This window comes from Demequina sediminis (assembly GCF_039545075.1).
GTDB classification, from domain to species: domain Bacteria; phylum Actinomycetota; class Actinomycetes; order Actinomycetales; family Demequinaceae; genus Demequina; species Demequina sediminis.
The window spans coordinates 45,341-71,001 of record NZ_BAABRR010000003.1; the positions used below are offsets into that span (position 1 = coordinate 45,341).

The following is a 25,661-nucleotide window of genomic DNA, read 5'->3' on the forward strand; positions in this document are numbered from 1 at the left end:
GGTCACCGCGTAGCCAGCGCCGGACGCTCGACGGCCGCAGCAGTCCCCGTGATGGCCTGCGGCAGTGGGCGAGTGCGGCCGGCGCGGACGCCGTTAGCGATCACTACGACCTCGGCCACCTCGTGCACGAGGACCACGGCGGCCAGGCCCAGGACACCGGTCAGGGCCAGGGGCATGAGCACGATGATGATCGCCAGGGACAGCCCGACGTTCTGCAGCATGATGCGCCTGGCCCTGCGGGCGTGGGCGAACGCCTGGGGCAGGTGACGCAGGTCCTCACCCATGAGCGCGACGTCGGCGGTCTCGATCGCCACGTCGGTGCCCATCGCTCCCATCGCGATGCCGAGGTCGGCGGTCGCCAGCGCGGGGGCGTCGTTGACGCCGTCACCGACCATCGCGGTGCGGCGCTGGGTGCGCAGCTGGGCGACCAGTGCGGCCTTGTCCTCCGGGCGCAGGTCCGCGTGGACCTCGTCGATGCCGACCTCGCGGGCCAGGGCGGTCGCGGTCAGCGTGTTGTCGCCGGTGAGCATGGTGACGTGGTAGCCATCGCGGCGCAGCTGGGCCACGACCTGCGCGGCCTCGGGCCGCAGCTCGTCGCGCACGGCGACCGCGCCGAGCAGCGAGCCGTTCTCCTCGATCAGGACGGCGGTCGCCCCCGCCTGCTGCATCCGCTCCACCTCAGCGGCCAGTGATCCGGCGTGGACCCATCCGGGTCGCCCGAGCCGGGCAGGCCGACCCTCGAACGTCCCGGTCAGGCCCGCACCGGGGACTGCCTCGACGTCGGTGGCGGGGGTGGCCGGGGTTACGGCGGCCAGGATGGCCCGTGCCAGGGGGTGCTCGCTGCGTGCTTCGAGGGCGGCCGCGACCTGCAGGACGCGCTCCTGGGTGCGGCCGGGCGCGGCGACGACGGCCACGACGGTAGGGGCGTTGCGGGTCAGCGTCCCGGTCTTGTCCAGGGCGACCCCGCGGATGGCACCGAGGGCCTCCACGGCCGCGCCGCCCTTGATGAGCACACCCTGCTTGGAGGCGGCCCCGACGGCGGCGACCACGGAGACCGGCACGGAGATCGCCAGGGCGCACGGTGACGCTGCGACGAGCACGACCAGGGCCCGCTCGATCCACGTGCCCGGGTCGCCCAGCAGGCTGCCGACGACGGCGATGAGCGCGGCGGCGATCATCACACCGGGCACTAGCGGCTTGGCGATGCGGTCCGCCAGGCGTTGGGCTTCGCCCTTGCGGGACTGCTCGGCCTCGACGATCCGCACGATCCGCGCCAGGGAGTTGTCCTGCGCGGTGGTGGTCACCTCCACCTCGAGGACGCCGGATCCGTTGATCGACCCCGCGTAGACGTCTTGTCCGGGTCCGGCCTCCACGGGCACCGACTCACCGGTGATGGCTGAGACGTCCAGGGCGGTGCGACCGGTGCGGATGATCCCGTCGGTGGCGACCCGCTCCCCGGGCCTGACCACCATCAGGTCCCCGATGCCCAGCTCACCGGGAGCTACCGTGGTCTCTGCACCGTCGCGCAGCACCGTCGCGGTAGCGGGCACGAGGTTCAGCAGCGCCCTCAGGCCGCGGCGGGTGCGGGCCAGGGAGTACTCCTCCAGGCCCTCGCTGATGGAGAACAAGAACGCCAGCGCGGCCGCCTCGGCGACCTCACCGAGCAGCACCGCGCCGATCGCGGCGATCGTCATCAGGGTCCCGACGCCGATCTTGCCCTTGACCAGTCGCCGGATCGTGCTGGGGACGAACGTCCACGCACCGACCAGCAGCGCCACCCAGTTCAGCACCGTCGCAACGGCGGACTGATCCCTGGACCCTGCGACCAGGCCCGCCAGGAGCAGCACGCCGGCGACGGCGGCGAAGCGGAGCTCGCTGACCTCCCACAGCCGCTCGGCCTCGTGCTCCTCGGCTTCCTCGCCGCCGGGGGTGGTCTCGTCGTCGCTGCAGCCGCAGGCGTCGCTCATCGTGCACTCTCCTTGGCGATCGGGTCAGAGGTGGTGGGACTTGCGTAGGTGGGGCACAAGGCCACAGCGTTGCCGGTCGCGGCCAGCAGGCCCTCGGCCACAGCCAGCAGGTCCAGCAGTTCAGGGCGGGTCAGGTGGTAGACCGACGCGCGTCCCTGCGCGCGGTAGTCGACCAACCCGCAGTCCCGCAGGCAGGCCAGGTGTGAGGACACGGTGGACTGGCTCAGGCCCAGCTCGGTGCACAGGTCCACGACCCGCGCCTCGCCCCTCGCCAGGCGGCGCACCAGCGCCAGGCGCGTCGGGTCGCCCAGGCCTCGGAACAACGCCCCTGCGGGCGCGAGCTCGGCCCGGCCACTTACATCAGGACTTGCGGTGATCATCGGCCTGGGTCGATGCTAGCGCCTATCGGGTGTGGATTCGACCCGGCCGGGCTCCGGAGGCTGCTGTGTCCGATCTATCGGCCGCCCCGGCCACAGCCGCGAGTAGCGCGCGGGCCTCGCACCGCAACCAACCGAAAGGCCCCTCGATGGAACTGGCCGTAGCCGCCCTGCAGGCCGTCGGTCTGTTCCTGGTGACCAACATCGACGACATCATCGTGCTCTCACTGTTCTTCGCCCGCGGCACCGGCGCCCCAGGCACCACCGCCAAGATCATCGCCGGGCAGTACCTCGGCTTCGGCGCCATCCTCATCGCCTCCGTCCTGGTCGCACTCGGCGCCAACGCCTTCCTGCCTGAAGACGCCATCGCCTACTTCGGACTCATACCCCTGCTCCTGGGCCTCTACGCCGCCTGGCGGGCCTGGCGTGGCCGCGACGCCGACGATGACGACCCGGGCAAGGCCGTCGCCGTCTGGACCGTCGCAGCGGTCACCTTCGCCAACGGCGGCGACAACATCGGCGTCTACGTCCCGGTCTTCCTCACCGTCGGCCCCGCCGCGACCGCCGCGTACGCCGTCGTGTTCCTCGCCCTGGTCGCCGTGCTCGTCCTGGCCGCCAGGTACGTCGCCACCCGACGACCCATCGCCGAAGTCCTCGAACGCTGGGAACACGTCCTGTTCCCCCTCGTCCTGATCGGACTGGGCATCGTCATCCTCCTCGAGGGCGGCGCCTTCGGGCTGTAGAGCCGTTGGCCGTTGCCGGTGGCGGCGGAGAAGGTCATCGTCGGCGGGCGATTGCCGGTCACGGTTCTCGGCCGCCCCCTGGCCTGCTGCCGATGCGCGGACGGCGGTCGCGGCTCAGAGGTACCGACAGACGTCGGTCGGGTCGCAGGCCCCCGGGTCAGGTGCGGCGGCGGCGTCTCGCAGCTCGGTGACGTTCTCGCGCAGCGCCTGAAGGTCCGCGATCTGGCGGTCGAGCTGGTGGACGCGGCTGTCGAGCAGCTGGCGGACGTGGTGGCAGGGCGCCGCACCGGCGTCTCGTACGTGCAGCACCTCTCGGATCTGCGCCAGGGTCAGGCCGGCGGCCTGACCACGGCGGATGAAGTTCAGTCGCTGGAGGGTCGCGGGCTCGTAGTCGCGGTAGCCGGTGGTGGTGCGCTCGGGCGCCGGGAGGAGCCCTGCCTGTTCGTAGTAGCGCAGCGTCTTGGTCGTGGTGCCGCTCGCCTGGGCCAGCTCTCCGATACGCACATCGCCTCCAGCTGCCGAGCCTACCGGCCTTGACCTTCCAGTGCGCTAGAAGGTCCAGGCTGGCGCCTGGACCGGGACCGACGACGAAGGGATCTGGTATGAGCGCGGGCTATGACGTGGACCTGGCGGTGGTCGGCTCCGGTGGTGCGGCGATGGCGGCTGCGATCACCGCTCGGCAGGCTGGGCACACCGTGGTCCTGATCGAGCGCGGCGTTCTCGGTGGGACCTGCGTGAACATCGGCTGCGTGCCGTCCAAGACGCTCCTGGCGGCCGCCGGCGCCCGACACTCCGCCCTGACCAATCCCTTCGACGGCGCTCCCACGTCCGCAGGTGGCGTAGACCTACGAGCGCTGGTTCACCAGAAGGACGAGCTCGTCGAGCGCATGCGCAGTACGAAGTACGCCCACGTCGCCGCCGCCCATGGGTTCGAGGTCGTGCCTGGGCACGCCAGGTTCCTCGATCGCGACACGCTCGCGGTCGACGGCAAGCCGCTGCGCGCCCAGGCGTACGTGGTGGCCACCGGGGCCGCGCCGGCGGTGCCCGAGCTGGCGGGTCTGGACAGCGTGGACTGGTTGACGTCGACGACGGCCATGGAACTCGAGCAGGTGCCGAGGTCCCTGGTGGTGATCGGTGGCGGCTACGTCGGGCTCGAGCAGGCGCAGCTCTTGGCCCGTCTCGGTGCGAGGGTGTCCCTGGTCGGGCGCGTGGCCCCCCGGGCCGAGCCGGAGCTGGCCGAACCCCTGCGTGCGGTCTTTGCCGAGGACGGCATCGGTGTCCTCGAGGAGCACGCCGTCGCCGTCTCGGTCGACGGAGGCGAGGTCGTCGTACGGGCCGCCTCGGGTGCTGCCGTCCGCGCAGAACGGCTGCTGATCGCCACCGGTCGCACGGCCCGCACCGACGGGCTGGGGCTCGCCGCAGCCGGCGTCGACGTCGACGAGCGGGGTTTCGTCGTCACGGATGAGTTCCAGCGCACGACCAACCCGCGCGTCTACGCCGCAGGCGACGTGTCCGGTGCCCCGCAGTACGTCTACGTCGCCGCCGCCGCAGGCCGCGCCGCCGCCACCAACGCACTGACCGGCCCGGACGGTCCTGGGGCGCGGGTCGACTACACCGGCCTGCCCACCGTGGTCTTCACCAACCCCCAGCTCGCCTCGGCCGGGCTGAGCGAGAAGGAGACCCTCGAGCGCGGCCACGACTGCAGGTCCCGAGTACTGAACCTCTCAGAGGTCCCGCGTGCCATGGTCAACCGCGACACCCGAGGGGCCGTGAAGATCGTCGCCGACGCCACAACAGGCAACGTCCTGGGGGGTGCACGCCCTCGCCGACGGTGCCGGCGAGATCATGCTCGCCGCGACCTACGCCATCAGAACCGGCATGACGGTCGACGACCTCGCAGACACCTGGGCGCCCTACCTGACCATGGCCGAGAGCCTGCGGATCGCCGCAAGCTGGGCGGATTCAACTGGTCGTCGCAACACCTTGATTGGGAGGTGTGTGATGGTGCGTCGTCAGCAGGATGCAGATCGAGCGATCAGGCCCAAGTTGAGGTCTCCTGGTCATCCGAAGTTCCAACGCCACGTCGAGGCTGCGTTTTGGGTCGAGATCGCCAAGGGGCTGATGCCGATCGAGGCTGCTGCGGTTGTCGGCGTGGCGCCCGCGGTCGCGCAGCGGTGGTTCCGCCACGCTGGCGGTATGCCGCCATTCGACATCGCGTGGAAGCCTTCGGGCAGGTATCTGTCGTTTCCTGAACGTGAGGAGATTGCGTTGCTGCATGTCCAGGGCAAGGGCGTTCGCGAGATCGCTCGCACCATCGGACGTGACCCGGGGACGATCTCGCGTGAGCTGCGCCGCAACGCCGCCACGCGCTCGGACTCGAGTGGCTATCGGGCGTCGGTCGCGCAGTGGAAGGCCGACATGGCGGCCAAGCGACCCAAGGTAGCGAAGCTCGTCGCGAACCCGCGCCTTCGCGCCTACGTCGAGGAGCGTTTGAATGGCCAGATCTGTCTGCCGGACGGAACGATCGTGCCAGGTCCGCCACCGCCTCGCTTCACCGGCTTGGGCAAGCCCCACCGCAAGGACCGCGCCTGGACCAGGGCGTGGAGCCCCGAGCAGATCTCGCACCGCCTCAAGGTCGACTTCCCCGATGATGTCTCCATGCGCATCAGCCACGAAGCGATCTACCAGTCGCTCTACATCGAGGGCCGCGGTGCGCTGAAGCGTGAGCTGGTGTGGTGCCTGCGCACGGGGCGCGCGCTGCGAATGCCACGTGAGCGCTCAAGGCGCAAGACGTGGGCCCACGTCACACCCGAGACGCTGATCAGTGAACGACCCGCCGAGGCTGACGACCGCGCAGTTCCCGGCCACTGGGAAGGAGATCTTCTCATTGGGCTGGAGCGTTCCGCGATAGGCACCGTCGTAGAGCGCAAGACACGCGTCACGATGCTCGTACACCTTCCTCGCGAGGAGGGCTACCGGCACAAGGCCACCCCGAAGAACGGCCCGGCGCTGGCCGGCTATGGCGCGATCACGATGGCGAAGGCGCTGACGAACACGATGTCGACCCTGCCGACGGAGCTGGCCCGGTCGCTGACCTGGGATCGCGGCAAGGAGATGTCCGCACACGCGCAGTTCAAGGTCGCGACCGGCATCCCGGTGTTTTTCGCGGACCCGCAGTCACCGTGGCAGCGCGGCACGAATGAGAACACCAACGGGCTGCTACGCCAGTACTTTCCCAAAGGCACGGACCTGTCGCGCTGGTCCGCCGAGGAACTCGCCGCCGTCGCTCACGCCATCAACACCCGACCCCGCAAGACCCTCGGCTGGAAGACCCCGGCCGAAGCCTTCAACGAGCAGCTACTGTTGCTTCAACAAGGCGGTGTTGCATCGACCGGTTGAACCTGGTCTGTTCCGCAACCATTTGCCGACGTCCTGCTGCGCCTGACCGGTCCAGCGCCCTCGACGCCACCGCTGTCATTCCGGCCGCGCTATGTGCTGACCGCACCAAACCCGGCACTGTCGCCCGCGACCCGGATGCTGTGGCCAGCTTCGGCCCCATGCCGCCGAGCTCAGCCACACACCCGGCTCTACACCTGGCGGCGGCTGGGCGCTCTGGGCCGCCCGCCGCTCCGCGCTGAGCCGAACCAGGCGCTGGCGCCGACCGTCTCACGCCACCGCCGGAAACGAACGATTCCGCTACACGCGCCGGAGGGCCGGGCGGCGCGCGTCGTCGACGAGGCGCCTGATGTAGCGGAACTGCGTGCCGAAAACTACGGCGCGATACTTCCCGTGTCGGACGGGTTTCGCTACGGTCGACGCGTGGGGCATCTCCTGGGGTACGCGCGCGTGTCGACAACCGATCAGGACGCGTCGCTGCAGGTCGATGCGCTGACCAAGGCCGGGTGCTACCGGGTGTTCGTCGACACCGGCTCCGGGTCGCTGCAGCACCGGCCGGAGCTGGACAAGCTGCTGGACCAGCTGCGCCCGGGGGACACCCTGGTGGTGTGGCGGCTGGACCGGCTCGGCCGGTCGATCCGCCACCTGATCGACCAGCTGCAGGTCCTGGCCGACCGCGGCGTGGGGTTCCGGTCGTTGCAGGAGACCATCGACACCACCTCCCCAGGCGGACGGTTGGTGTTTCACGTCTTCGCGGCACTGGCCGAGTTCGAGCGCGACCTGATCCGAGAGCGCACCAACGCCGGCCTGGCGGCCGCTCGTGCTCGGGGCCGCAGCGGTGGGCGGCCGTCGGCGTTGTCCGCGGACCAGGTCCGGGCGGCCCGACGGATGTATGAGCAGAAGGACATGACCGTCGCCCAGATCGGGCAGGTGCTCGGCGTCTCCCGCACCACCATCTACCGGGCCCTGAACCGCGCGCCCGCCGCAGCGGCCCCGTCACGACGAGCCACGAGCGCCGTGTAGGCCGGCCGTGGACGCGGACGGGCGGTGGCGGATCCTGCGGCTGCATGTCGAGGACCAGGTCCCGCTCGCCGCGCTGGCCCGTCACCACGGCCTGGGAGTGCGCACGCTGGAACGCTGGCATGCCCGCTACCGCGCCGGCGGCCTGTCGGCCCTGGGCCGAGTGCCGCGGGCGGACGCGGGCGGGCATCACCTGCCGGCGGACCTCATCGCGCTAATCGAAGGGCTCGGGCTGACCCGGCCCCGCCCACCGATCGCCGCGATCCACCGGACGGTGGTGAAGGTCTGCGCCGGCACCGCGTGGCCGGTCCCGTCCTACGGCGTCGTCCGGTCGATCATCACCGCCCTGGACCCCGGCATGGTCACCCTCGCCCTCGAGGGAGCAGGCTCCTACCGGGACAAGTACGAGCTCGCGTTGCGGCGGACGGCCGACCGCCCCAACGCGATGTGGCAGGCCGACCACACCTTGCTGGACATCGTGCTCGTCGGCACGGACGGCAAGCCGGCCCGGCCGTGGCTGACCGTCGTGATGGACGACTGCTCCCGCGCGATCTGCGGCTACACGGTCTTCTTCGGTGCGCCGTCAACGATGCACACCGCCCTGGCGCTACGGCAGGCGATCTGGCCCAAGGCCGACCCCCGGTGGCCGATGTGCGGCATCCCCGACCTGTTGTACGTCGACCACGGGTCGGACTTCACCAGCGACCACCTGGCCCGCACCGCCGTCGACCTGCACATCCGCCTGATCCACTCCGCCGTCGCGCGACCCCAAGGGCGAGGCAAGGTCAAGCGCTTCTTCGGCACGGTCAACACCGAGCTGCTCACCACCCTGCCCGGACACCTCCACAGCGGCGCGGAGCGCTGGCCCGCGCCAGCCCTGTCCTTGGCTGACCTCGACGCCGCCGTCGGGGCGTTCGTCCTGGACTACAACGACCGCGCCCACGGCGAGCTCGGCGTCTCGCCGCGGTCGGCGTGGATCGCCGACGGCTGGCTGCCACGCCTTCCCGACAGCCTCCAGGCGCTGGACGGGCTGCTGCTGACCGTGGCCCGATCCAGGACGGTGCGCCGCGACGGCATCCACTTCCAAGGCATGCGCTACGTCTCACCGACCCTCGCCGGCTTCGTCGGCCGCCCCGTGGTCATCCGCTACGACCCCAGAGACATCACCGAGATCCGCGTCTTCGACCACGACCAGTTCCTGTGCACCGCCGTCGATCAGGAACACCACGCCAAGCAGATCAGCCTCAAGGACGTCCAGGCCGCCCGCAACGCCCGTCGCCGCGCCCTGCGCCGAGGCATCAACGAGCGGATCGCCGTCGTCGCCGCCCACACCCCCGACGCCCCTGCCAGGCCCGTGCCGCCGCGCGTGCCGACCGTGGCGCGGCTCAAGGTCTACAAGGAGGACCTCAGGTGAGCGAACGCTTCATCGTCACCAAGGAGCACCGCCGCTTCACCGAGTTCGCCGACTCCGTCCGGCGCGGGCGCACCATCGGGCTGTGCTTCGGGCCGGCCGGGGTCGGCAAGACCGTCTCCGCGCGCCGCTACGCCCACTGGGACCAAGCCCACGAGCTGCTCACCGACTGGGGCCCGCGCTGCGATGACGACGCCAAGATCTACGCCGCGCTGGCCAAGAACCGCACCGCCCTGTACACCCCCGGGGTCCTGACCACCCCGCGGCTGCTGCGCGAGGACCTGGACCGGATCATCACGCGCACCAGCATCTGCATCCAGCAGCACGTCGAAGCCCCCGACCGCATCCCCTTGGACCGGTGGGGCACCCGGCGCACCACCAACTACGTCCAGCTCGTCATCGTCGACGAGTCCGAACGCCTGAGCCCCACCGCGCTCGAGCTCCTACGGGACCGCTACGACCGCGACCAGATCGCCCTGATCCTCATCGGCATGCCCGGGCTGGAGAAGCAGTTCAGCCACTACCCCCAGTTCTACAGCCGCGTCGGCTTCGCCCACCAGTACCGGCCCCTGAGCACCGACGAGATGCTCTTCGTCCTCCAACGCCACTGGCGCTCCCTGGGCAAGACCCTCAACCCCGACGACTTCACCGACGCCCAGACCATCGCCGCGATCAGCCGCATCACCCGCGGCAACTTCCGCCTCCTGGAGCGACTCTTCCCCCAGATCGAACGCGTCCTGAAGATCAACGAGCTGCAGACCATCACCAACGACGTCGTCGAAGCCGCCGCCAGCACCCTCGTCATCGGAGTCAACTAACCGTGCCCCTGAGCGGCTGAAGACCGCCGCCACTCACCGGAGAAAGTCACAGCCCCCGCGACCCGTCGCCACGGGAGGTGCTCAGTGCCCGAAATCGCTCGTTCTGGGCACTCAGCACCTCACAGAGCGCTGGCCTGAGAGCGTTTCACCTGCTATGCATGGCGATATGCGCCTCCTGCTGCCGCTGTTCTACATCGCCCTCACGGTGTACGCGCTCGCGGACATCGTCCAGCAGCCCTCGGAGAACCCTCACCACCTGCCCAAGGTGGGGTGGATCCTGCTTGTGGTGTTCGTGCCGTACATCGGCGCCGGCGCGTGGCTGCTCGTCAAGTACCTCGACGGCCCACAGCGGCGGCCGCTGCCGCCGACTCCGCTCGCGCCGGACGACGACCCGGCCTACCGCGTGTGGCTGAACGAACAGGAGCGGCGACGCTCGCTCGGAGGCGAGTAGCGGGCGCCCGGCCGATGCTGGGCACCAGTCCGGCGCGCGGTCCACCGGCTCGCGAGGTGCTCAGTGCCCGAAATCGCTCGTTCTGGGCACTCAACACCTCACAGACCGCTGGGGCAGGCCCCGGAACGATGTCTGACGAGGCGTGCGCACGAACGCACAGCACACTAGGTTGGGCACATGCTTCTCTCGGACAGGGACATCCGCGCTGAGATCGCCACGGGCAGGGTCGCCCTCGAACCCTGGGACCCCGAGATGATCCAGCCCTCGTCGATCGACGTGCGCCTCGACCGCTACTTCCGCGTGTTCGACAACCACAAGTACGCCGCGATCGATCCCGCTGCCGAACAGCCCGAGCTCACGCGGCTGGTCGACATCAACGACGGCCCGTTCGTGCTCCACCCCGGCGAGTTCGTGCTGGGTTCGACGTATGAGTCGGTGACGCTGCCCGACGACATCGCCGCGCGCCTCGAGGGCAAGTCCTCGCTGGGACGCCTCGGCCTGCTCACGCACTCGACCGCCGGCTTCATCGACCCTGGCTTCGAGGGCAACGTCACCCTCGAGCTGTCGAACACCGCGACGCTGCCCATCAACCTGTGGCCGGGCATGAAGATTGGCCAGCTGTGCTTCTTCCGGCTGTCCTCACCCGCCGAGCACCCCTATGGGTCGGACAAGTACGGGTCGCGCTACAAGGGCCAGCGCGGGCCCACGGCGTCGAAGAGCTACCAGAGCTTCCACCGCATCGACGTGTAGGCGGTGTCGGCCTGATCACACGATTGCGGCACGCGGTCGCATCTGTCCCTACACTCGGCTGAAACGCCTATCCATCAGGGGGGACGATGCCCGACGAGCAAAGCGGCGAGCTCGGCGACAACGCGCAGAATGTGTCGGCCACCGAGGGCTTTGCCAGCCCCGACTCAACGGCAGCGCCCGAGAGTCCTGCGGCGATCCCTCCGGGGTGGTATCCGGACCCGAGCGGCGGCGCTCAGCAGCGCTGGTGGAACGGTGCGACGTGGACCGAGCATGTGGCACCGCACGGCGCGCAGCACGCCACTTCCGTGACCGGGCCCGCGCCCAGCAAGAAGCGGCTCCCCACCCTCGCGATCGTCGGAATCGTGGTGGGCGGGATCGTGGTGGGCGGTGGCCTCCTGACCGGCGTCGTGCTTGCCACGACCGAACTCGCAGACTCGATCGAGGCGGACGTTCGCGCAGGCGGCGCAGATTCTCCGGCCGCGACCTCGACCGCAGAGGCGTCCGAGGCGCCCGTCACGAACGTGCCGTCCGAGCCCATCATGGCGGTTCCGGACGGGTGGGCTCGCACGTCCATTCTCAACGGCAGCGGCACCATCGCGTACAACCCCGAGTGGGAGGACGTGTCTGACTATTTGGGCGCCGATCTCATCGAGCAAGAGGCCCTTGACAGCGGTTTCGAGCTCTCGGTCGACGGGGCGTGGGGCCTGCGAGGGGACATCGAGACCGGCATGTCAATGGTCGCCGTGCACACCATGCCGGATGTGGGCGGCCCCAGCTCGGCGCGGATCGAGGCTCAGGCCTTCGTCAAGGGCGCCACCATAGGCGTCGAGGATGTCGAGATCTTCTCGGAGGGCCCCGTCACCACGTCGCACGGACACGAGGCATACCAAATCGAGCTCGGGTTCCCCTACTACGGCGAGCAGCTCACGTACACCGTGGCCGTGATCGTCAGCGGGCACAGCCAGGTGATCGTGTACGCCAGTGGCAGCGAGACACTCGGCTCGGGGATCGACGAGCTCGAGCTGATGCTGGATTCGGTCTGGATCAACTGACCCCACCACCCCTCGCGTCACCGCCGCGTCGCGGACCCGCGCTATTCTGACGGGACACGACAGGGGAGCGCTTCCCATCGCCGATGCTCGCATCGGCCTGGGCCCAGGGCGCTGAGAGTGCGGAACCGCCGCAGACCCTCGAACCTGATCCGGCTCGCACCGGCGTAGGGAGTCGAGTCTCGTCCCCTCCTTTCCGGGAGGAAACCATGCGTCACTCACGCACCGCGGCCATGGCCGCCATCACCATCTCTACCCTCGCACTCGCCGCCTGCACGGGCGGCGGCGACACCGAGGCATCGTCCTCACCGACGCCCGTCGCGACGGACGCCTCGACGGCCCCCGCCGCCGCCACGGGAACCGTCACGGTCGTCACCCACGACAGCTTCGCCGTGCCGGACGACGTCCTCGCGGACTTCGAGGCTTCCTCGGGCCTCGACGTCGAGTTCGCCGCGCCGGGCGACGCGGGCACCCTGGTCAACCAGCTGGTGCTCACCAAGGACGCCCCGCTGGGCGACGTGGTCTACGGCGTCGACAACACGTTCGCGTCGCGCGCGATCGAGGCCGGCGTGCTCGCCTCGTACGCCCCGACCGCGCCCGCGGCGGCCGACGCGGCGGAGTACGCGATCCCGGGGGCTGAGGACCTCCTCACCGCGGTCGACTTCTCCGACGTGTGCCTCAACTACGATCTCGCCCCCTTCGAGGAGGGACTGCCGGTTCCCACCAGCCTGGGAGACCTCGCCGACCCGATGTACGCGGGACTCGTCTCCGTCCCCAACCCTGCGACCTCCTCCCCCGGCCTCGCGTTCATGCTGGCGACCGTCGCGGAGCTGGGCGACGACTGGCTGGGCTGGTGGGAGGCCATGCGCGCCAACGAGGTGCGGGTGACGTCCTCGTGGTCGGACACGTACTACACGGACTTCTCCGCCCCCAACTACGGCGGCGACTTCCCGATCGTGCTGAGCTACGCGTCCTCGCCCCCGTTCGAGGTGATCGACGGGGAGCCCACGACCGCGGCGCTGCTCGACACGTGCTTCCGGCAGGTCGAGTACGCGGGCGTCCTCGAGGGGGCCGAGAACCCCGCTGGCGCACAGGCCGTCGTCGAGTGGATGCTGTCCGACGAGTTCCAGGCCGCGCTGCCCGAGAACATGTACGTCTACCCGGTGTCGACGTCCGTCGAGGTGCCCGCCGAGTGGGCGCAGTACGCCCCGCTCGCCGACGAGCCCCTCACGCTCGACCCCGCCGAGATCGACGCGAACCGCGACCAGTGGATCGAGGCCTGGACGGCCACGGTCCTCGACTGACCGCGACCCGTCACCCGAGCCCTCCGCGATGTCGCCCTCGGCCGCGAGCACCCGCCTGTGGTGGGTGCTCGCGGCCGTGCCCGTCGCGTTCCTGACCCTGTTCTTCCTGTGGCCGGTGGGGGCGGTGCTCGCGAGGGGCCTGCTCGAGGCGGACGCGGGAACCGGTTCGGGCATCGCCGCTGCGCTCGAGGTGCTCACCCGCGAGCGCACCGTACGCGCGATCCTCACCACCGTGGGCCTCGCTCTCGCGGGCACGGCGGGCTCACTCGGCCTCGGCCTGCCCGCGGCATGGGCCCTGTCCCGCTTCCGCTGGCGGGGCGCGCGCACCGTGCGCGCCCTGGTCACGGTGCCCTTCGTGCTGCCGACCATCGTGGTCGCCGCCGCCTTCTCCGCCCTGCTGTCGCGCTCGGGACTGCTCGGCGCGTGGGGACTCGACCAGAGCGCGCTCGCGATCGTTGCCGCCCTGGTCTTCTTCAACGTTTCTGTGGTCGTGAGGATCGTCGGCGGCGCGTGGGAGTCCCTCTCCCCGCGCATGGCCGATGCCGCGCGCACCCTGGGCGCTGGCCGCGCCACGGCGTGGTGGAGGGTGACGATGCCCGCCTTGCGTCCCGCGATCACGTCCGCCGCGGCGGTGGTCTTCCTGTTCTGCTCGACCTCCTTCGCGCTGGTGCTGATCCTGGGCGGCAGCCGGATCCGCACCGTCGAGACCGAGATCTACCTCCAGGTCAACCAGTTCCTCGACCTGCGTGCGGCCTCGGTGCTCGCGCTGGTCCAGGTGGTGTTCGTGGGGCTCGCGCTGCTGGTGAGCGCGCGCGTGCGTCCGCGTCGCGCGGCGACCGCCGTCGAGCGCGCGCGGGCGCCCCGGCGCGCGGAGTGGGTGGGAATCGCCGCCGCGCTCACGCCGGTCTTCCTGCTCCTCGCCGCCCCGGTGTACGCGCTCGTGGAGAGGTCGCTGCGGACCGCGGACGGCTACGGACTCGACCACTACGCGGCGCTATTTGGCGAGCCGCCCGCGCGGTCGACGCTGCCGGTGCCGGTGTGGGAAGCCGCCGTGAACTCGCTCGTCTCCGCGGTCGTGGCGACCGCGATCGCCGGCGTGATCGGGGTGCTGACCGCGCACCTGGTCGCGGCGCGCACGCGCCGCGCGGGATTGCTCGAGGCGCTCGTGATGCTGCCCTTGGGCGTCTCGGCGGTCGTGGTCGGCCTTGGCCTGCTGCTCACGCTGAACCGCAACGTGCTGGGCGTCGACCTGCGCGCCTCGTGGTGGCTGGTGCCCATCGCGCAGGCGATGGTCGCGCTGCCGCTCATGGTGCGCGCGCTGGTGCCCGCGGCGCGCGCGATCGACCCCGGCCTGCGCGCCGCCGCCGCCACGCTGGGCGCGAGCCCCTGGCGGGTGTGGCTGCGCGTCGACGCGCCGCTGCTGCGCTCGGCCACCGGGGCATCGGTCGCGTTTGCCTTCGCGATCGCGATGGGTGAGTTTGGCGCCACCGCGTTTGTCGCCCGCCCCGACCGGCCCACGCTTCCGACCGCGATCGGTCGCCTGCTGTCACGACCAGGACTGGAGAATGTAGGAATGGCCTTTGCCGCATCGGTCCTGTTGGCCGCCGTGACGGCGGCAGTCATGCTCGCATCGGAGCGCCTGCGCACCACCGTGGGAGCGGAGCTATGAACAGCGCCCCCCGAACGGGCCTCGAGGTCCGCGGCCTGCGCGTGGTCTACCCCGGTCAGCCCCCCGTCGAGGCGGTGCGGGGTGTCGATCTCACGATCTCGACCGGCGAGGTGGTGGCACTGCTGGGCCCCTCGGGGTGCGGAAAGTCCTCCCTGCTCAGTGCCGTGGTGGGCGTGATCGAGCCCGCGGGGGGAAGCGTCGCGTGGGACGGCGAGGACCTCACGCGCATGCCGGTCCACCGCCGCGGCTTCGGGCTGGTCTTCCAGGACGGACAGCTCTTCCCGCACCTCAGCGTGGGGGCGAACATCGCGTTCGGCCTCGAGATGGCCGGGATGGGGCGCGCCGCACGGACCGCACGCGTCGCCGACCTCCTGGACATGGTCGGCCTCGCCGGCCTCGGGGATCGCGGCGTGACGGAACTCTCGGGAGGCCAGCGTCAGCGGGTGGCGCTCGCGCGCTCGCTCGCACCGCGGCCCCGCCTGCTCGCGCTCGACGAGCCGCTGTCCTCCCTCGACGCGAACCTGCGCGCGCGACTCGCCGTCGAGGTGCGCGACATCCTGCACGCCGAGGGAACCACGGGCCTGGTGGTGACGCACGATCCCGCAGAGGCGCAGGTCATGGCGCACCGCGTGCTGCGGATGAGCGACGGGCACCTCCTGTAGGCGCGCGGTTGCGCCGAGAGTCGCGTGTCGAGGCGCGGCCTCAGCAGTCGCACGCGATGCGCACGCCCGCCACCGGCACCGGCGCGGTGAGAGGGTCGACGGGAAGAGTCGCGTCGACCGTGGTCGAGGCCCCTGCCGCGTCGCGCTCGACGCGATCCACGGGGAATCCCTCGCGCGCCCAATACTCGAAGCCGCCGATCATCTCGCGGACCTCGTAGCCCAGCTCCGTGATGATGAGGCCGGCGCGCGTGGCGCCGTTGCATCCTGGCCCCCAGCAGTACACGACGAACCGGGTGCCTGCGGGGTAGTCGGCCGGGATCCGCGCCGCCATGTCCGGCTTCGGCAGGTGCACTGCGCCGCGCGCGTGCCCCTGCTCCCATGCCTCGGCGCTGCGCGTGTCGATCAGCACGAAGCCGGGGGCGCCAGACTCGAGCGCCGCGTGCACGTCGGAGACGTCGGTCTCATGCGCGAGCTTGGCGGCAAAGTGTGCGCGGGCGGCGGCGAGCGCGGAAGCGGGGATCATGACGCGAGCCTAGGGACCACGGCCGGGGCCAGTCGAGTGTCGGGCGGCACCGGCGTGAGCGAGCAAGCGAATTCTCGGAACTTGAGCAGAGTTCGCTCAACTTTGCCTCGTTCCGCTTGACACGATTTGCGCGCCCGCCGTAAGTTGAGTGTTGGTCGCTCAAGTCCCGAGCGAAGTCGATCACGCGGCAACGGCCGCGACTGGAGGAAGAACACCATGGCACGAGCAGTAGGCATCGACCTCGGCACCACCAACTCGGTGGTCGCGGTCCTTGAGGGCGGCGAGCCCACCGTCATCGCAAACGCCGAGGGCGCCCGCACCACCCCGTCGGTGGTCGCGTTCTCGAAGACCGGCGAGGTCCTCGTGGGCGAGATCGCCAAGCGTCAGGCGGTCACCAACGTCGACCGCACCATCGCGTCCGTCAAGCGCCACATGGGCACGGACTGGTCGACGGAGATCGACGACAAGAAGTACAACGCGCAGGAGATCTCCGCGCGCATCCTCGGCAAGCTCAAGCGCGACGCCGAGGAGTACCTGGGCGAGAAGGTGACCGATGCGGTCATCACGGTGCCGGCCTACTTCAACGACGCCGAGCGCCAGGCGACCAAGGACGCGGGCACCATCGCGGGCCTCAACGTCCTGCGCATCGTCAACGAGCCCACCGCCGCGGCACTCGCCTACGGCCTCGACAAGGGCAAGGAGGACGAGCACATCCTCGTCTTCGACCTGGGAGGCGGCACGTTCGACGTGTCCCTGCTCGAGGTGGGTAAGGACGAGGACGACTTCTCGACCATCCAGGTGCGTGCCACCGCGGGCGACAACCGGCTCGGCGGCGACGACTGGGACCAGCGAATCGTCGACCACCTCATCAAGGAGGTCAAGAACGCCGAGGGCGTGGACCTCTCGAAGGACCGTTCCGCGGTGCAGCGTCTCCGCGAGGCCGCCGAGCAGGCCAAGAAGGAGCTGAGCTCGGCGCAGCAGACCACGATCTCGCTGCAGTACCTCAGCATCGGCGAGAACGGCCCCGTGCACCTCGACACCAAGCTCACGCGCGCGCAGTTCCAGCAGATGACGCAGGACCTGCTCGAGCGCACCAAGGCGCCGTTCCACCAGGTCATCAAGGACGCGGGCATCAAGCTGTCCGAGATCGACCACGTGCTGCTCGTCGGCGGCTCGACCCGCATGCCCGCGGTCACCGATGTCGTCAAGGAACTCACCGGCGGCAAGGAGCCCAACAAGGGCGTCAACCCCGACGAGGTCGTCGCCGTGGGTGCGGCGCTCCAGGCGGGCGTCATCAAGGGTGAGCGCAAGGACGTCCTGCTCATCGACGTCACCCCGCTGAGCCTCGGCATCGAGACCAAGGGCGGCGTGATGACCACGCTGATCGAGCGCAATACCGCGATCCCGACCAAGTCCTCCGAAGTGTTCTCGACCGCCGAGGACAACCAGCCCTCGGTGCTGATCCAGGTGTACCAGGGCGAGCGTCAGTTCGCGCGCGACAACAAGCTGCTCGGCACCTTCGAGCTGGCCGGCATCGCGCCCGCACCCCGCGGCGTGCCGCAGATCGAGGTCACGTTCGACATCGACGCCAACGGCATCGTCCACGTCCACGCCAAGGACCGCGGCACGGGCAAGGAGCACTCGATCACCGTGTCGGGCGGCTCGGCACTGTCGAAGGAAGACATCGAGCGGATGGTCAAGGACGCCGAGGAGCACGCGGAGGAGGACAAGCAGCGCCGCGAGGCCGCCGAGACCCGCAACAACGCCGAGACCTTCGCGTACTCGACCGAGAAGATCCTGGCGGACAACGAGGACAAGGTGCCCGCCGAGGTTGCCGAGGACGTCAAGACCGCGATCGCCGACGTGAAGACCGCGCTCGAGGGCGACGACATCGACGACATCAAGGCGAAGCACGAGACCCTGGTCGAGAAGGCCCAGAAGATCGGCGAGGCCGTGTACGCGGCCCAGCAGTCCGAGTCCGTGAACGTCGACCCCGACTCGGCCGCGCGCACCGCGACCGGCCAGGGCGCCGACGACGACGTGGTCGACGCCGAGATCGTCGACGACGAGGACAACAAGAAGTAAGGACGATGGCGGGCGTGCGGGCCGTGCACCATGTGCACCGGGCCGCCGCCCGCCCTCGCCGCTTCACGGAAGGGCAGCCATGACCGACAACCAGAACCCCACCCCCGACGAGGGCGCCGAGGCCGAGGCCGAGCGCATCCTCGCCGACGCCGCCGCGAACCTCTCCGGGGCATCGTTCCTCGACGAGAACCGCGACGGCATCGACGACCTCAGCACGGACGAGGCCGGTGCGGACGACGCGCTCGACGCGGCCTACGCCAAGGCGGCGGAGCACCTCGCCGACCTTCAGCGGCTCCAGGCCGAGTACGTCAACTACCGCAAGCGGGTCGACCGAGACCGCGAGCTCATCGCGATCAACGCGACCGCGAAGGCGATCGAGGCGCTCATCCCCGTGCTCGACGACCTCGCCGCGGCACGCGAGCACGGCGACCTGGCCGAGGGCCCGTTCGCGGCCATCGCGGACAAGCTCGAGTCGACCCTCGGCCGGCTCGGCTGGTCCTCGTTCGGCGCACCCGGCGACGGGTTCGACCCGCAGCTGCACGAGGCCCTCATGTCGCAGCCCAGCACCGAGGTCACCGAGCCGACCATCCAGCACGTCGCACAGCCGGGCCACAAGGTGGGCGAGCGCATCGTCCGCCCGGCGCGTGTGATCGTCGCCCAGCCCGAGTAACCACCAGCCGAAAGGAGGCGCCATGACGAGCCAGGACTGGTTCACCAAGGACTTCTACGCGACGCTCGGCGTCTCCAAGGACGCCGGCCCGGACGAGGTCAAGAAGGCCTATCGCAAGCTCGCGAAGGACCTTCACCCTGACCGCAACCCCGGCGACGCCGCCTCCGAGCGCCGCTTCAAGGACGTGGGCGAGGCGTATGCCGTGCTGTCCGACCCCGAGCAGCGCAAGCAGTACGACGCGATCCGCGCCATGGGCGCGGGGGGCGCGCGCTTCCAGGCCGGTGGAGGCGGCGGCACGGGGGGCTTCGAGGACATCTTGGGAGGGATGTTCGGCGGCGGCGCGTACCCCGGAGGCGGCAACGTCCGCTTCCAGACGGGAGGCGCGGGGGGCTTCGAGGACATCCTGGGAGGGATGTTCGGCGGGGGCCGTGCGCGTGGACCGCAGAAGGGCAGCGACCTCGCCGCCGCGGTTGAGGTGTCCTTCCGCCAGGCCGCGGAGGGCGCCACCGTCCAGTTGGGTCTCGACGGCAGCCGCGTCTCGACGCGACTGCCCGTCGGGGTCAAGGACGGCCAGCGCATCCGTGTGGCGGGCAAGGGCCGGCCGGGCGGCAACGGCGGCCCGCCGGGCGACCTGCTGCTGACGGTGCACGTCCAGCCCCACCCGGTCTTCACCGCCGACGGCCTGAACCTCAGGGTCAAGCTGCCCGTGCGGTTCGACGAGGCCGCCCTGGGTGCCCAGGTAGACGTGCCGACGCTCACCGGCGAGAAGGTCCGCGTCAAGGTGCCGGGCGGAACGCAGTCGGGGACGACCCTACGCGTCAAGGGGCGCGGCCTGACGTCGAAGAAGGGCACCGGCGATCTGCTAGTCACCGTCGAGGTCGCCGTGCCCAGGAAGCTCTCGCGAGAAGCGAAGCGCGCGGTTGAGGCACTCAGGGAGGCCACGTCGGGCGAGGACCCGCGCGCAGACCTGTACCGCGACGCGACCAGGTAGGAAGCAGGAACGATGCCCGCTAGCGTGGGCGCGAAGGAGGTGCACGGTGGAGCAGCCAGACGTTGACGAGCCAGTGTTCCTCATCTCCGCTGCCGCGGAGCTGGCCGGAATGCACGCGCAAACCTTGCGTCAATACGACCGGCTCGGCCTGGTGGTGCCGCGCAGGCGGCCAGGCGGCGGCCGCAGGTACTCGCTCCGTGACGTGGCCGTGCTGCGCGAGGTGCAGCGGATGAGCCAGGAGGAGGGCATCAACCTGGCCGGCATCGCGCGCATCCTCACCCTCACGCGCCGCGTGCAACAGCTCGAGCACGAGGTCGAGCGCCTGCGTCCGCGCGCGGATACCGGATCGCGCGTCTTCACGACCGGTCCCACCGGCAACGTCGTGATCGTCGAACGCGGGCGCCGGGCGCGGCGCGACGAGGGCCGCGCGGTCGTGGTCTGGACGGGCAGGCGAACCTAGTTCGCGACCCCGCGGGCGTCGACCGCGAGCGCGACGTCGACCGCCGCGGCGTAGTCGGAGAAGGGCTCGTCGCTCATCGCGTGCGTGCGCCGCAGCAACTCGAGGCTCACATGACCATGCAAGGTGGCCCACATGCGAGCCGCCGCCTCGTGCCACGCCGTGGGGTCGGCATCGGCGCTGTCCAGCGCGGCCGCGACGCGTGCACGGTGGGCGAAGAACGAGTCCCACGTCCGGTCGCGGGTCGTGTCCGAGGGCTGGTGGCCCGCCACGGCAGGCACGAACATCGTGTGGAACTGGGGCGCGTGTTCGAGCGCCCACGTCCGGTACGCGAGTCCGGTCGCGATGAGGCCGTCGCGGCCGCCGCCGCCGTCCTCGAACGCACGGTCGAGCGCGGCATCGAGAGAGTCGAATCCTGCCTCGACGACCGCGTCGATGAGGCCCGACTTGCCGCTGAAGTGCGTGTAGACGCCCATGGTCGAGCACCCCGCGGCCTTGGCGACCGCGCGGACCGTGAGGCCAGCGGTGCCCTGCGCCTCGACGATGGCGATCGCGCTGTCGAGCAGTCGTGACCGAAGGTCGGCGAGGGGGGATTCGGTCATAGGGAAAATAATAGGTGAAGGGTTAACCTTCACAGTCACGCGAACAGGTCCGCTGCCCCGTCGACCAGGTGAGACGACGAAGGGCCGACACCGCCCTCAGCTCGGTGCCGGCCCATCGCCCCCTCATCTCTGCAGCGACTCCACGAGTTCCACGGCGTAGTCGTGGAGATCGGGAAGTGTCTCGATCCACACCCGCGGAGGTTGCCGCATGAGGTTGCCGACGCGCATCTGAACCGCGCGCCGGGAGATGTGATCGCGGAGATCCGCCACGCCGCGGCCCATGTCGGGTCCGCGAGCGATGAGCACCGCGTAGAGACCGTCGGCGAGGCGGGCCATCGGGTGACCCTTGCCGTACGCGTCCTGAAGCGACTGGCCGATCGCGGCGTTGCGCGCCATGCGGTGCCACGGGTCGGTGTCCGCGGCGGCCACGTCGACCAGGACCAGCGCATACGAGGTGCTGACCGCGCCGCCGTCGCGCTCCACGGCGCCGTAGAGTTCGCCGAGCCGCGCGACCAGGTAGTCCATCGAGCCCAGGCCGGACTCCGGATCGTTCATCACCGGCACCACGCGCTGCGTGGCCTCGCCCTCGGTCCACCCCTCGCACAGCGCGCGAATCGAGCGAATGGGAGCGGCCTCGAAGCCGGCGGCACGGAAGAGGACGGCCATGTCATCGATGGCCTCGGTGATGCCCACGCCCGCCATGGCGCGCGCCTGTCCGAGCCGGTAGGCCGACGGAGCCGTGTCGAGGCGACCCTCGAGCGCCTCGGCCAGGGCCTCGGCCGCGGGCGTGAACCAGTCGCCCGGGCGGCGCCACACGCTGCCAAGGCTCGCGGTCTCCCAACGGCGCAGCAGCGGCACGGAAGGCGCTGCGCCCGGGATGTTCACTTCGCTGGTCATGCCCTATGAGACGCGACCCATGCATCGTCATGACGCGACTTCCGAGAAAATTCTTCCGACAGGCTCAAAAGGGGTGGAAGTGTGACGAATCACTCAGCGCGCCCCTTGCCCGCACGGTGCGCGAGCCGAGAGAATGACGAGACCCCAGGGCCCTGCATTCAGGAGCGAGCACGGAGATGACGCAGGAGGCACTGTCGCTATGGACGGAAACGTCCAGCGACCCTGAGCTGATCGCCGGTGTACGCGCCGGCGACCCGGCCGCCTTCGGCATGCTCTACGAGCGCCACTCCGACGCGGCCCGCAAGGTGGCGCGCCAGTACACCAACAGCGCCGCGGATGCCGAGGACGTGGTCTCCGAGTCCTTCTCACGGATCCTGCGCGCGCTTCAACAGGGTGACGGCCCCGACCTCGCGTTCCGGGCCTACCTGTTCACGATCGTGCGCCGCACGGGCCTCGACGTCATCGAAAAGGCGAACCGGACGCGACCGCGCGAGGACATGACGCCGTACGAGTCCGCGATGGGTCATCAGGCCGGATCGGACGAGCCCGCGCTGGACTCCTTCGAGCACTCGATGGTCGCCGATGCCTTCCAGTCGTTGCCCGAGCGGTGGCGCGCCGTGCTCTGGTACACCGAGGTCGAGAAGAAGAGCCCCAAGGACATCGCCCCGCTCCTGGGCCTGTCTGCCAACGGCGTGGCCGCCCTCGCCTACCGTGCGCGCGAGGCGCTCCGCCAGGCCTACCTGCAGCAGCATCTGGGCGCCGCAGACACGCTCGACTGCCTCGAGGTCAATGCTCAGCTGGGTTCCTACGTGCGCGGCGGACTGAGCAAGCGCGAGCACACGCGCGTCGATGACCACGTGCGCGCGTGCGTGAAGTGCAGCGCGCTGGTCGCCGAACTCGAGGACGTCAACCGCGGACTGCGCGCGATCATCGGCCCGATGGTCCTCGGCATCGCGGGTCTCAAAGCGCTTGAGGGCGGACTGCCCGTGGGCGGCGCGCTCGGTCAGGGTGCCACGAGCGCCTCTGGCGCGGGCGGCGCCGGAGGCGCGGGAGGGGCCGGCGCGGCGGGCACCGCGGGCGGCTCGACGGGCCTGGGCGGCGCGATCGCGGGCGGCTTCACGGCCGTCGCCAATGGCCTCGCCGCGGTCGCTCTTCCCGCCGCAGCCACCCTGGGAGTCGTGTCGCTCATCATGACCGGCGCGAGCGTCATGGGGATCATCGGCCAGGCGGCGACGACGCAGCCCGCTGCAGAACCCGCGCCCGTGGCGGAGCCCGGTGCGGGCGAGGAAGACGATGCCGTGGGCGAGGGGGAGGGCCCCGGCCTCGCGGGCGCACCGACTCCGTCGCCGAGCGCGGAGCCGTCGGTCGAGCCGTCTCCCGAGACGCCCGGAGTGCTCGCACCGCTCGATCTGGCGGTCGGCGAGTCCGAGGCGCGATCGGGCGGCGACGACGCTCCCGGCGACACCGTTCCTGACGACGTATCCCCCGATGACGTGACCCCCGGAGGCGGCGGCACGAGGCCCGGCAGCTCAACCGGTGGTGGAGACACTGGCGGTGGAGACACCGGTGGTGGAGACACTGGCGGTGGAGACACCGGTGGTGGAGACACTGGCGGTGGAGACACTGGCGGTGGAGACACTGGCGGTGGAGACACTGGCGGTGGAGACACTGGCGGTGGAGACACTGGCGGTGGAGACACCGGTGGTGGAGACACTGGCGGTGGAGACACCGGCGGTGGAGACACTGGCGGTGGAGACACTGGGGGCGGCACAACTCCTCGCACCGCTCTTGCGATCGCGTCCTCCCCGACGGGCCTGCTGACTCTCGCGCGCACCTCTCCGACGGTCGCGATGCCGCTCACCAACGACGGCGAGGACGCCGCCGAGGACGTGACCGCGAGCATCGTCTTGCCCGAGGGGCTAGCCTTCGCCGCGCCGGCGGCCGGTGCGGGCTCCTCGACTCCCGTCAGCGCCGAGGTCCTGGGTGACTACCTGTCCTTCGCTTCGGCGGGAACCGTGACGGCGGGCGACTGGACGTGCGAGCTCGCCGATGACCGCTCGACGGCCGACTGCTCCCTTGAGACCCTCGCGGCTGGTGGCAGCACCACGCTGTCGCTCGGGCTCGCGTCCGTGACAGGCGTCGAGCTCGGGGATGACGCGTGGACCGAATTCTCGGCGACCACCGGCGAGGACCACGTCTCGTACCGCGTGCGCACCACGCTCGCCGAGGCCGAGACCGAGCTTCCTCCGCACTACGACGCGACCGGCCGTGCGGCGGCGGTCGTGGTGGGTGCCCCGCTCCTGGGCTGCAACCTCGCGTTCCGGGACTGCGAGCGGGTCATGGACTTCCGAGGCTCCGACGCGAACTCGACCTACGACAACAACAGCCAGTCGATGCGCCCCCTCAACCTCGCGGGCGGACAGACCAGCTCGTCCGAGACCACCGTGGACGCCGACATGCTTCCCCCGGGGTCGACCGTGGTGAGCGCGACGCTGTCGTGGTCGGCGAACCGCGGCGTGCTGGACTCGTGGTCGGCCCCGCTCGACACCGCGCGCCTGCGGGTCCCCGGCGGCGACTACGTGACCGTGACGGCCGACGACGTCGAGACCAGCTGGCACCTCGCCGACCAGTACTACCAGGCCACGGCCGACATCACGGAGCAGGTCGCCGCGGCGGGCACGGGCGCGTATGCGCTCGCCGACGTCGCACTGCCCCAGCGCTTCTTGTCCTTCGCCCCCAACTACTACGCCGGCTTCGCGATCACGATCGTCTACGAGCACGCCGACCTTCCCGAGGCGACGGTGCTCGTGCTCGACGGCACGCAGTGGCTCTTCAACTCGAGCACGCAGCTCCACTTCCTCACCGAGGGCCAGGCGGACATCGACCTGGGTGTGGTGGCGTGGGAGGGCGACCGCGGCAAGCACGACGACCGCGTCGCGATCGACTCCAACACCCTCAACCCGTGGGGCTGGTCGGGGTCGGGCAGGATCGGTGCCAACTCGGGCAACGCGATGGACTCGACCGCGTTCGGCTCGCCGTTCGCCAACTCGCTCGGCACGGATGCCAAGCACTTCAAGACGCGCGGGGTGGGCCCCGGTGTCCACACGATCGAGCTCTACAGCGGCCGCGAGGATGCCTACCTGCTCGACTCGGTGATCGTCACCATCACGCCGCGCGACTAGCGCGGAGCGCGGCACGCCGCGCGCGAGGCTATCGCGCCGGGTCCGGGCTCCAGTCCAGGTCCAACTGGCGCGCGGTGCGCAACGCGAGCTCGACGGAGTGGGTCCTCGCCACCAGGTGCAGCGCGAGATGGATGCCAGACGTCAAGCCTCCGCTCGTGAGCACGCGCCCCGCGTCGACCCACCGAACCCCGGCCACGACCGAGCCGACCTCGTCGCACGCCGCGAGGTCCGCGAGGTCCTCCCAGTGCGTGGTCGCGGGAGCGTCCGCGAGCAACCCCGCGCGCGCGAGCAGGAAGGCGCCCGTGCAGACCGAGGCCGTCAGCGCCGCTCCCCCGCCCAGCCGCTCGATGGCCTCACGCAGCCCGGCATCGGCGAGGGCGCACGCCACATCGATGGTGCCAGGCACCACCAGAATGTCGGAGTCCTCAAGAGCGGAAGCGTCCGCGAGGCCGGTGAGTGTCATGCCCCCGTACGCGACGGCATCGTCCCCACCCACGCTCGCCAACACCACCTGGTAGGCGGGTGCGAGGCCGTCCCTCTCGAGCAGCCGCGAGGCCGTGAGCAGCACCTCGTAGGGGCCGCCGGCATCGATGAGATCAAAGCCCTCGAACAGCAGGATGACCGCGCGCATCGTCAT

At 70.5% G+C, this 25,661-nt stretch carries 23 protein-coding genes, 1 pseudogene and 1 riboswitch; of the genes and pseudogenes, 17 read left to right on the forward strand and 7 right to left on the reverse strand.

Annotated elements, in window-relative coordinates; all coding sequences use genetic code 11:
• Positions 1–2: 2 nt before the first annotated feature.
• Both ABEA62_RS03570 and ABEA62_RS03575 read right to left on the reverse strand, forming a co-directional pair.
• Complete coding sequence (locus tag ABEA62_RS03570; protein ID WP_345378622.1) at positions 3–1,967, reverse strand: heavy metal translocating P-type ATPase; 1,965 nt, start codon at positions 1,965–1,967, stop codon at positions 3–5.
• Positions 1,964–2,347: an ArsR/SmtB family transcription factor gene (locus ABEA62_RS03575; RefSeq protein WP_286214749.1), complete on the reverse strand. Its 384-nt coding sequence runs from the start codon at positions 2,345–2,347 to the stop codon at positions 1,964–1,966. Before ABEA62_RS03575 ends, ABEA62_RS03570 begins: the two co-directional genes overlap by 4 nt.
• Positions 2,348–2,493: 146 nt before the next feature.
• Between ABEA62_RS03575 and ABEA62_RS03580 the strand changes: the two genes are divergently transcribed.
• Positions 2,494–3,087 (forward strand): cadmium resistance transporter, encoded by a 594-nt coding sequence (locus ABEA62_RS03580; protein WP_286214748.1) that lies wholly within the window; start codon positions 2,494–2,496, stop codon positions 3,085–3,087.
• Positions 3,088–3,201: 114 nt separating this feature from the next.
• On the opposite strand, the gene ABEA62_RS03585 is transcribed toward ABEA62_RS03580, so the two are convergent.
• Positions 3,202–3,591, reverse strand: coding sequence for a heavy metal-responsive transcriptional regulator (locus ABEA62_RS03585; protein WP_019285885.1), 390 nt, complete (start codon positions 3,589–3,591; stop codon positions 3,202–3,204).
• 98 nt (positions 3,592–3,689) lie between these two features.
• Between ABEA62_RS03585 and merA the strand changes: the two are divergent.
• The 11 genes and pseudogenes from merA to ABEA62_RS03640 form a co-directional block, all read left to right on the forward strand.
• Positions 3,690–5,037: pseudogene (gene merA, locus ABEA62_RS03590) on the forward strand (mercury(II) reductase); the annotation flags it as partial.
• 51 nt (positions 5,038–5,088) lie between these two features.
• A complete protein-coding gene (locus ABEA62_RS03595) occupies positions 5,089–6,486 on the forward strand; it encodes an IS30 family transposase (RefSeq protein ID WP_286216765.1) in 1,398 nt (465 codons plus the stop codon).
• 420 nt (positions 6,487–6,906) lie between these two features.
• A complete protein-coding gene (locus tag ABEA62_RS03600; protein ID WP_147794727.1) occupies positions 6,907–7,506 on the forward strand; it encodes a recombinase family protein in 600 nt (199 codons plus the stop codon).
• 7 nt (positions 7,507–7,513) lie between these two features.
• Positions 7,514–8,917 (forward strand): Mu transposase C-terminal domain-containing protein, encoded by a 1,404-nt coding sequence (locus ABEA62_RS03605; RefSeq protein WP_286214744.1) that lies wholly within the window; start codon positions 7,514–7,516, stop codon positions 8,915–8,917.
• On the forward strand, positions 8,914–9,732 hold the full coding sequence (locus ABEA62_RS03610) for an AAA family ATPase (protein WP_147794725.1): 819 nt from the start codon (positions 8,914–8,916) through the stop codon (positions 9,730–9,732). The genes ABEA62_RS03605 and ABEA62_RS03610 overlap by 4 nt, the downstream gene beginning before the upstream one ends.
• A gap of 166 nt (positions 9,733–9,898) precedes the next feature.
• On the forward strand, positions 9,899–10,183 hold the full coding sequence (locus ABEA62_RS03615; protein ID WP_286214740.1) for a PLD nuclease N-terminal domain-containing protein: 285 nt from the start codon (positions 9,899–9,901) through the stop codon (positions 10,181–10,183).
• Positions 10,184–10,360: 177 nt separating this feature from the next.
• Positions 10,361–10,933, forward strand: a complete 573-nt coding sequence (gene dcd, locus ABEA62_RS03620; RefSeq protein WP_286214739.1) for a dCTP deaminase — start codon at positions 10,361–10,363, stop codon at positions 10,931–10,933.
• Between the two features lie 86 nt (positions 10,934–11,019).
• Positions 11,020–11,985, forward strand: a complete 966-nt coding sequence (locus tag ABEA62_RS03625) for a DUF2510 domain-containing protein (RefSeq protein ID WP_286214738.1) — start codon at positions 11,020–11,022, stop codon at positions 11,983–11,985.
• Between the two features lie 51 nt (positions 11,986–12,036).
• Positions 12,037–12,173: riboswitch (TPP riboswitch) on the forward strand.
• Between the two features lie 18 nt (positions 12,174–12,191).
• Positions 12,192–13,286, forward strand: a complete 1,095-nt coding sequence (locus ABEA62_RS03630) for a thiamine ABC transporter substrate-binding protein (RefSeq protein WP_286214737.1) — start codon at positions 12,192–12,194, stop codon at positions 13,284–13,286.
• 28 nt (positions 13,287–13,314) lie between these two features.
• Complete coding sequence (locus tag ABEA62_RS03635) at positions 13,315–14,955, forward strand: ABC transporter permease (protein ID WP_286214735.1); 1,641 nt, start codon at positions 13,315–13,317, stop codon at positions 14,953–14,955.
• Entirely contained in the window at positions 14,952–15,617 is a 666-nt protein-coding gene (locus ABEA62_RS03640) for an ABC transporter ATP-binding protein (protein ID WP_345378630.1), read from the forward strand. The genes ABEA62_RS03635 and ABEA62_RS03640 overlap by 4 nt, the downstream gene beginning before the upstream one ends.
• Positions 15,618–15,657: 40 nt before the next feature.
• Here ABEA62_RS03640 and ABEA62_RS03645 read toward each other — a convergent pair whose 3' ends face one another.
• Positions 15,658–16,140, reverse strand: a complete 483-nt coding sequence (locus tag ABEA62_RS03645; protein ID WP_286214733.1) for a rhodanese-like domain-containing protein — start codon at positions 16,138–16,140, stop codon at positions 15,658–15,660.
• A 216-nt stretch (positions 16,141–16,356) separates the two neighbouring features.
• On the opposite strand from ABEA62_RS03645, the gene dnaK reads away from it, so the two are divergent.
• The 4 genes from dnaK to ABEA62_RS03665 all read left to right on the forward strand — a co-directional run bounded on the left by dnaK (position 16,357) and on the right by ABEA62_RS03665 (position 20,346).
• Entirely contained in the window at positions 16,357–18,225 is a 1,869-nt protein-coding gene (gene dnaK, locus ABEA62_RS03650) for a molecular chaperone DnaK (RefSeq protein ID WP_286214732.1), read from the forward strand.
• Positions 18,226–18,304: 79 nt separating this feature from the next.
• Complete coding sequence (locus ABEA62_RS03655) at positions 18,305–18,895, forward strand: nucleotide exchange factor GrpE (protein WP_286214730.1); 591 nt, start codon at positions 18,305–18,307, stop codon at positions 18,893–18,895.
• 22 nt (positions 18,896–18,917) lie between these two features.
• Positions 18,918–19,886: a DnaJ C-terminal domain-containing protein gene (locus tag ABEA62_RS03660; RefSeq protein ID WP_345378634.1), complete on the forward strand. Its 969-nt coding sequence runs from the start codon at positions 18,918–18,920 to the stop codon at positions 19,884–19,886.
• A 46-nt stretch (positions 19,887–19,932) separates the two neighbouring features.
• Positions 19,933–20,346, forward strand: coding sequence for a heat shock protein transcriptional repressor HspR (locus tag ABEA62_RS03665; RefSeq protein ID WP_286214728.1), 414 nt, complete (start codon positions 19,933–19,935; stop codon positions 20,344–20,346).
• On the opposite strand, the gene ABEA62_RS03670 is transcribed toward ABEA62_RS03665, so the two are convergent.
• Together ABEA62_RS03670 and ABEA62_RS03675 are read right to left on the reverse strand one after the other, a co-directional pair.
• Positions 20,343–20,945, reverse strand: coding sequence for a TetR/AcrR family transcriptional regulator (locus ABEA62_RS03670; protein WP_345378637.1), 603 nt, complete (start codon positions 20,943–20,945; stop codon positions 20,343–20,345). The two genes, ABEA62_RS03665 and ABEA62_RS03670, sit on opposite strands and share 4 nt — an antisense overlap.
• A 123-nt stretch (positions 20,946–21,068) precedes the next feature.
• Positions 21,069–21,842, reverse strand: coding sequence for a hypothetical protein (locus ABEA62_RS03675; RefSeq protein ID WP_286214725.1), 774 nt, complete (start codon positions 21,840–21,842; stop codon positions 21,069–21,071).
• Positions 21,843–22,018: 176 nt separating this feature from the next.
• Between ABEA62_RS03675 and ABEA62_RS03680 the strand changes: the two genes are divergently transcribed.
• A complete protein-coding gene (locus tag ABEA62_RS03680; RefSeq protein WP_345378640.1) occupies positions 22,019–25,024 on the forward strand; it encodes a sigma-70 family RNA polymerase sigma factor in 3,006 nt (1,001 codons plus the stop codon).
• Between the two features lie 28 nt (positions 25,025–25,052).
• Here the strand turns inward: ABEA62_RS03680 and ABEA62_RS03685 are convergent, their stop codons facing one another.
• Positions 25,053–25,661 carry a GlxA family transcriptional regulator gene (locus ABEA62_RS03685; protein WP_345378642.1) on the reverse strand — a complete coding sequence of 203 codons (609 nt, stop codon included), beginning with the start codon at positions 25,659–25,661 and terminating at the stop codon, positions 25,053–25,055.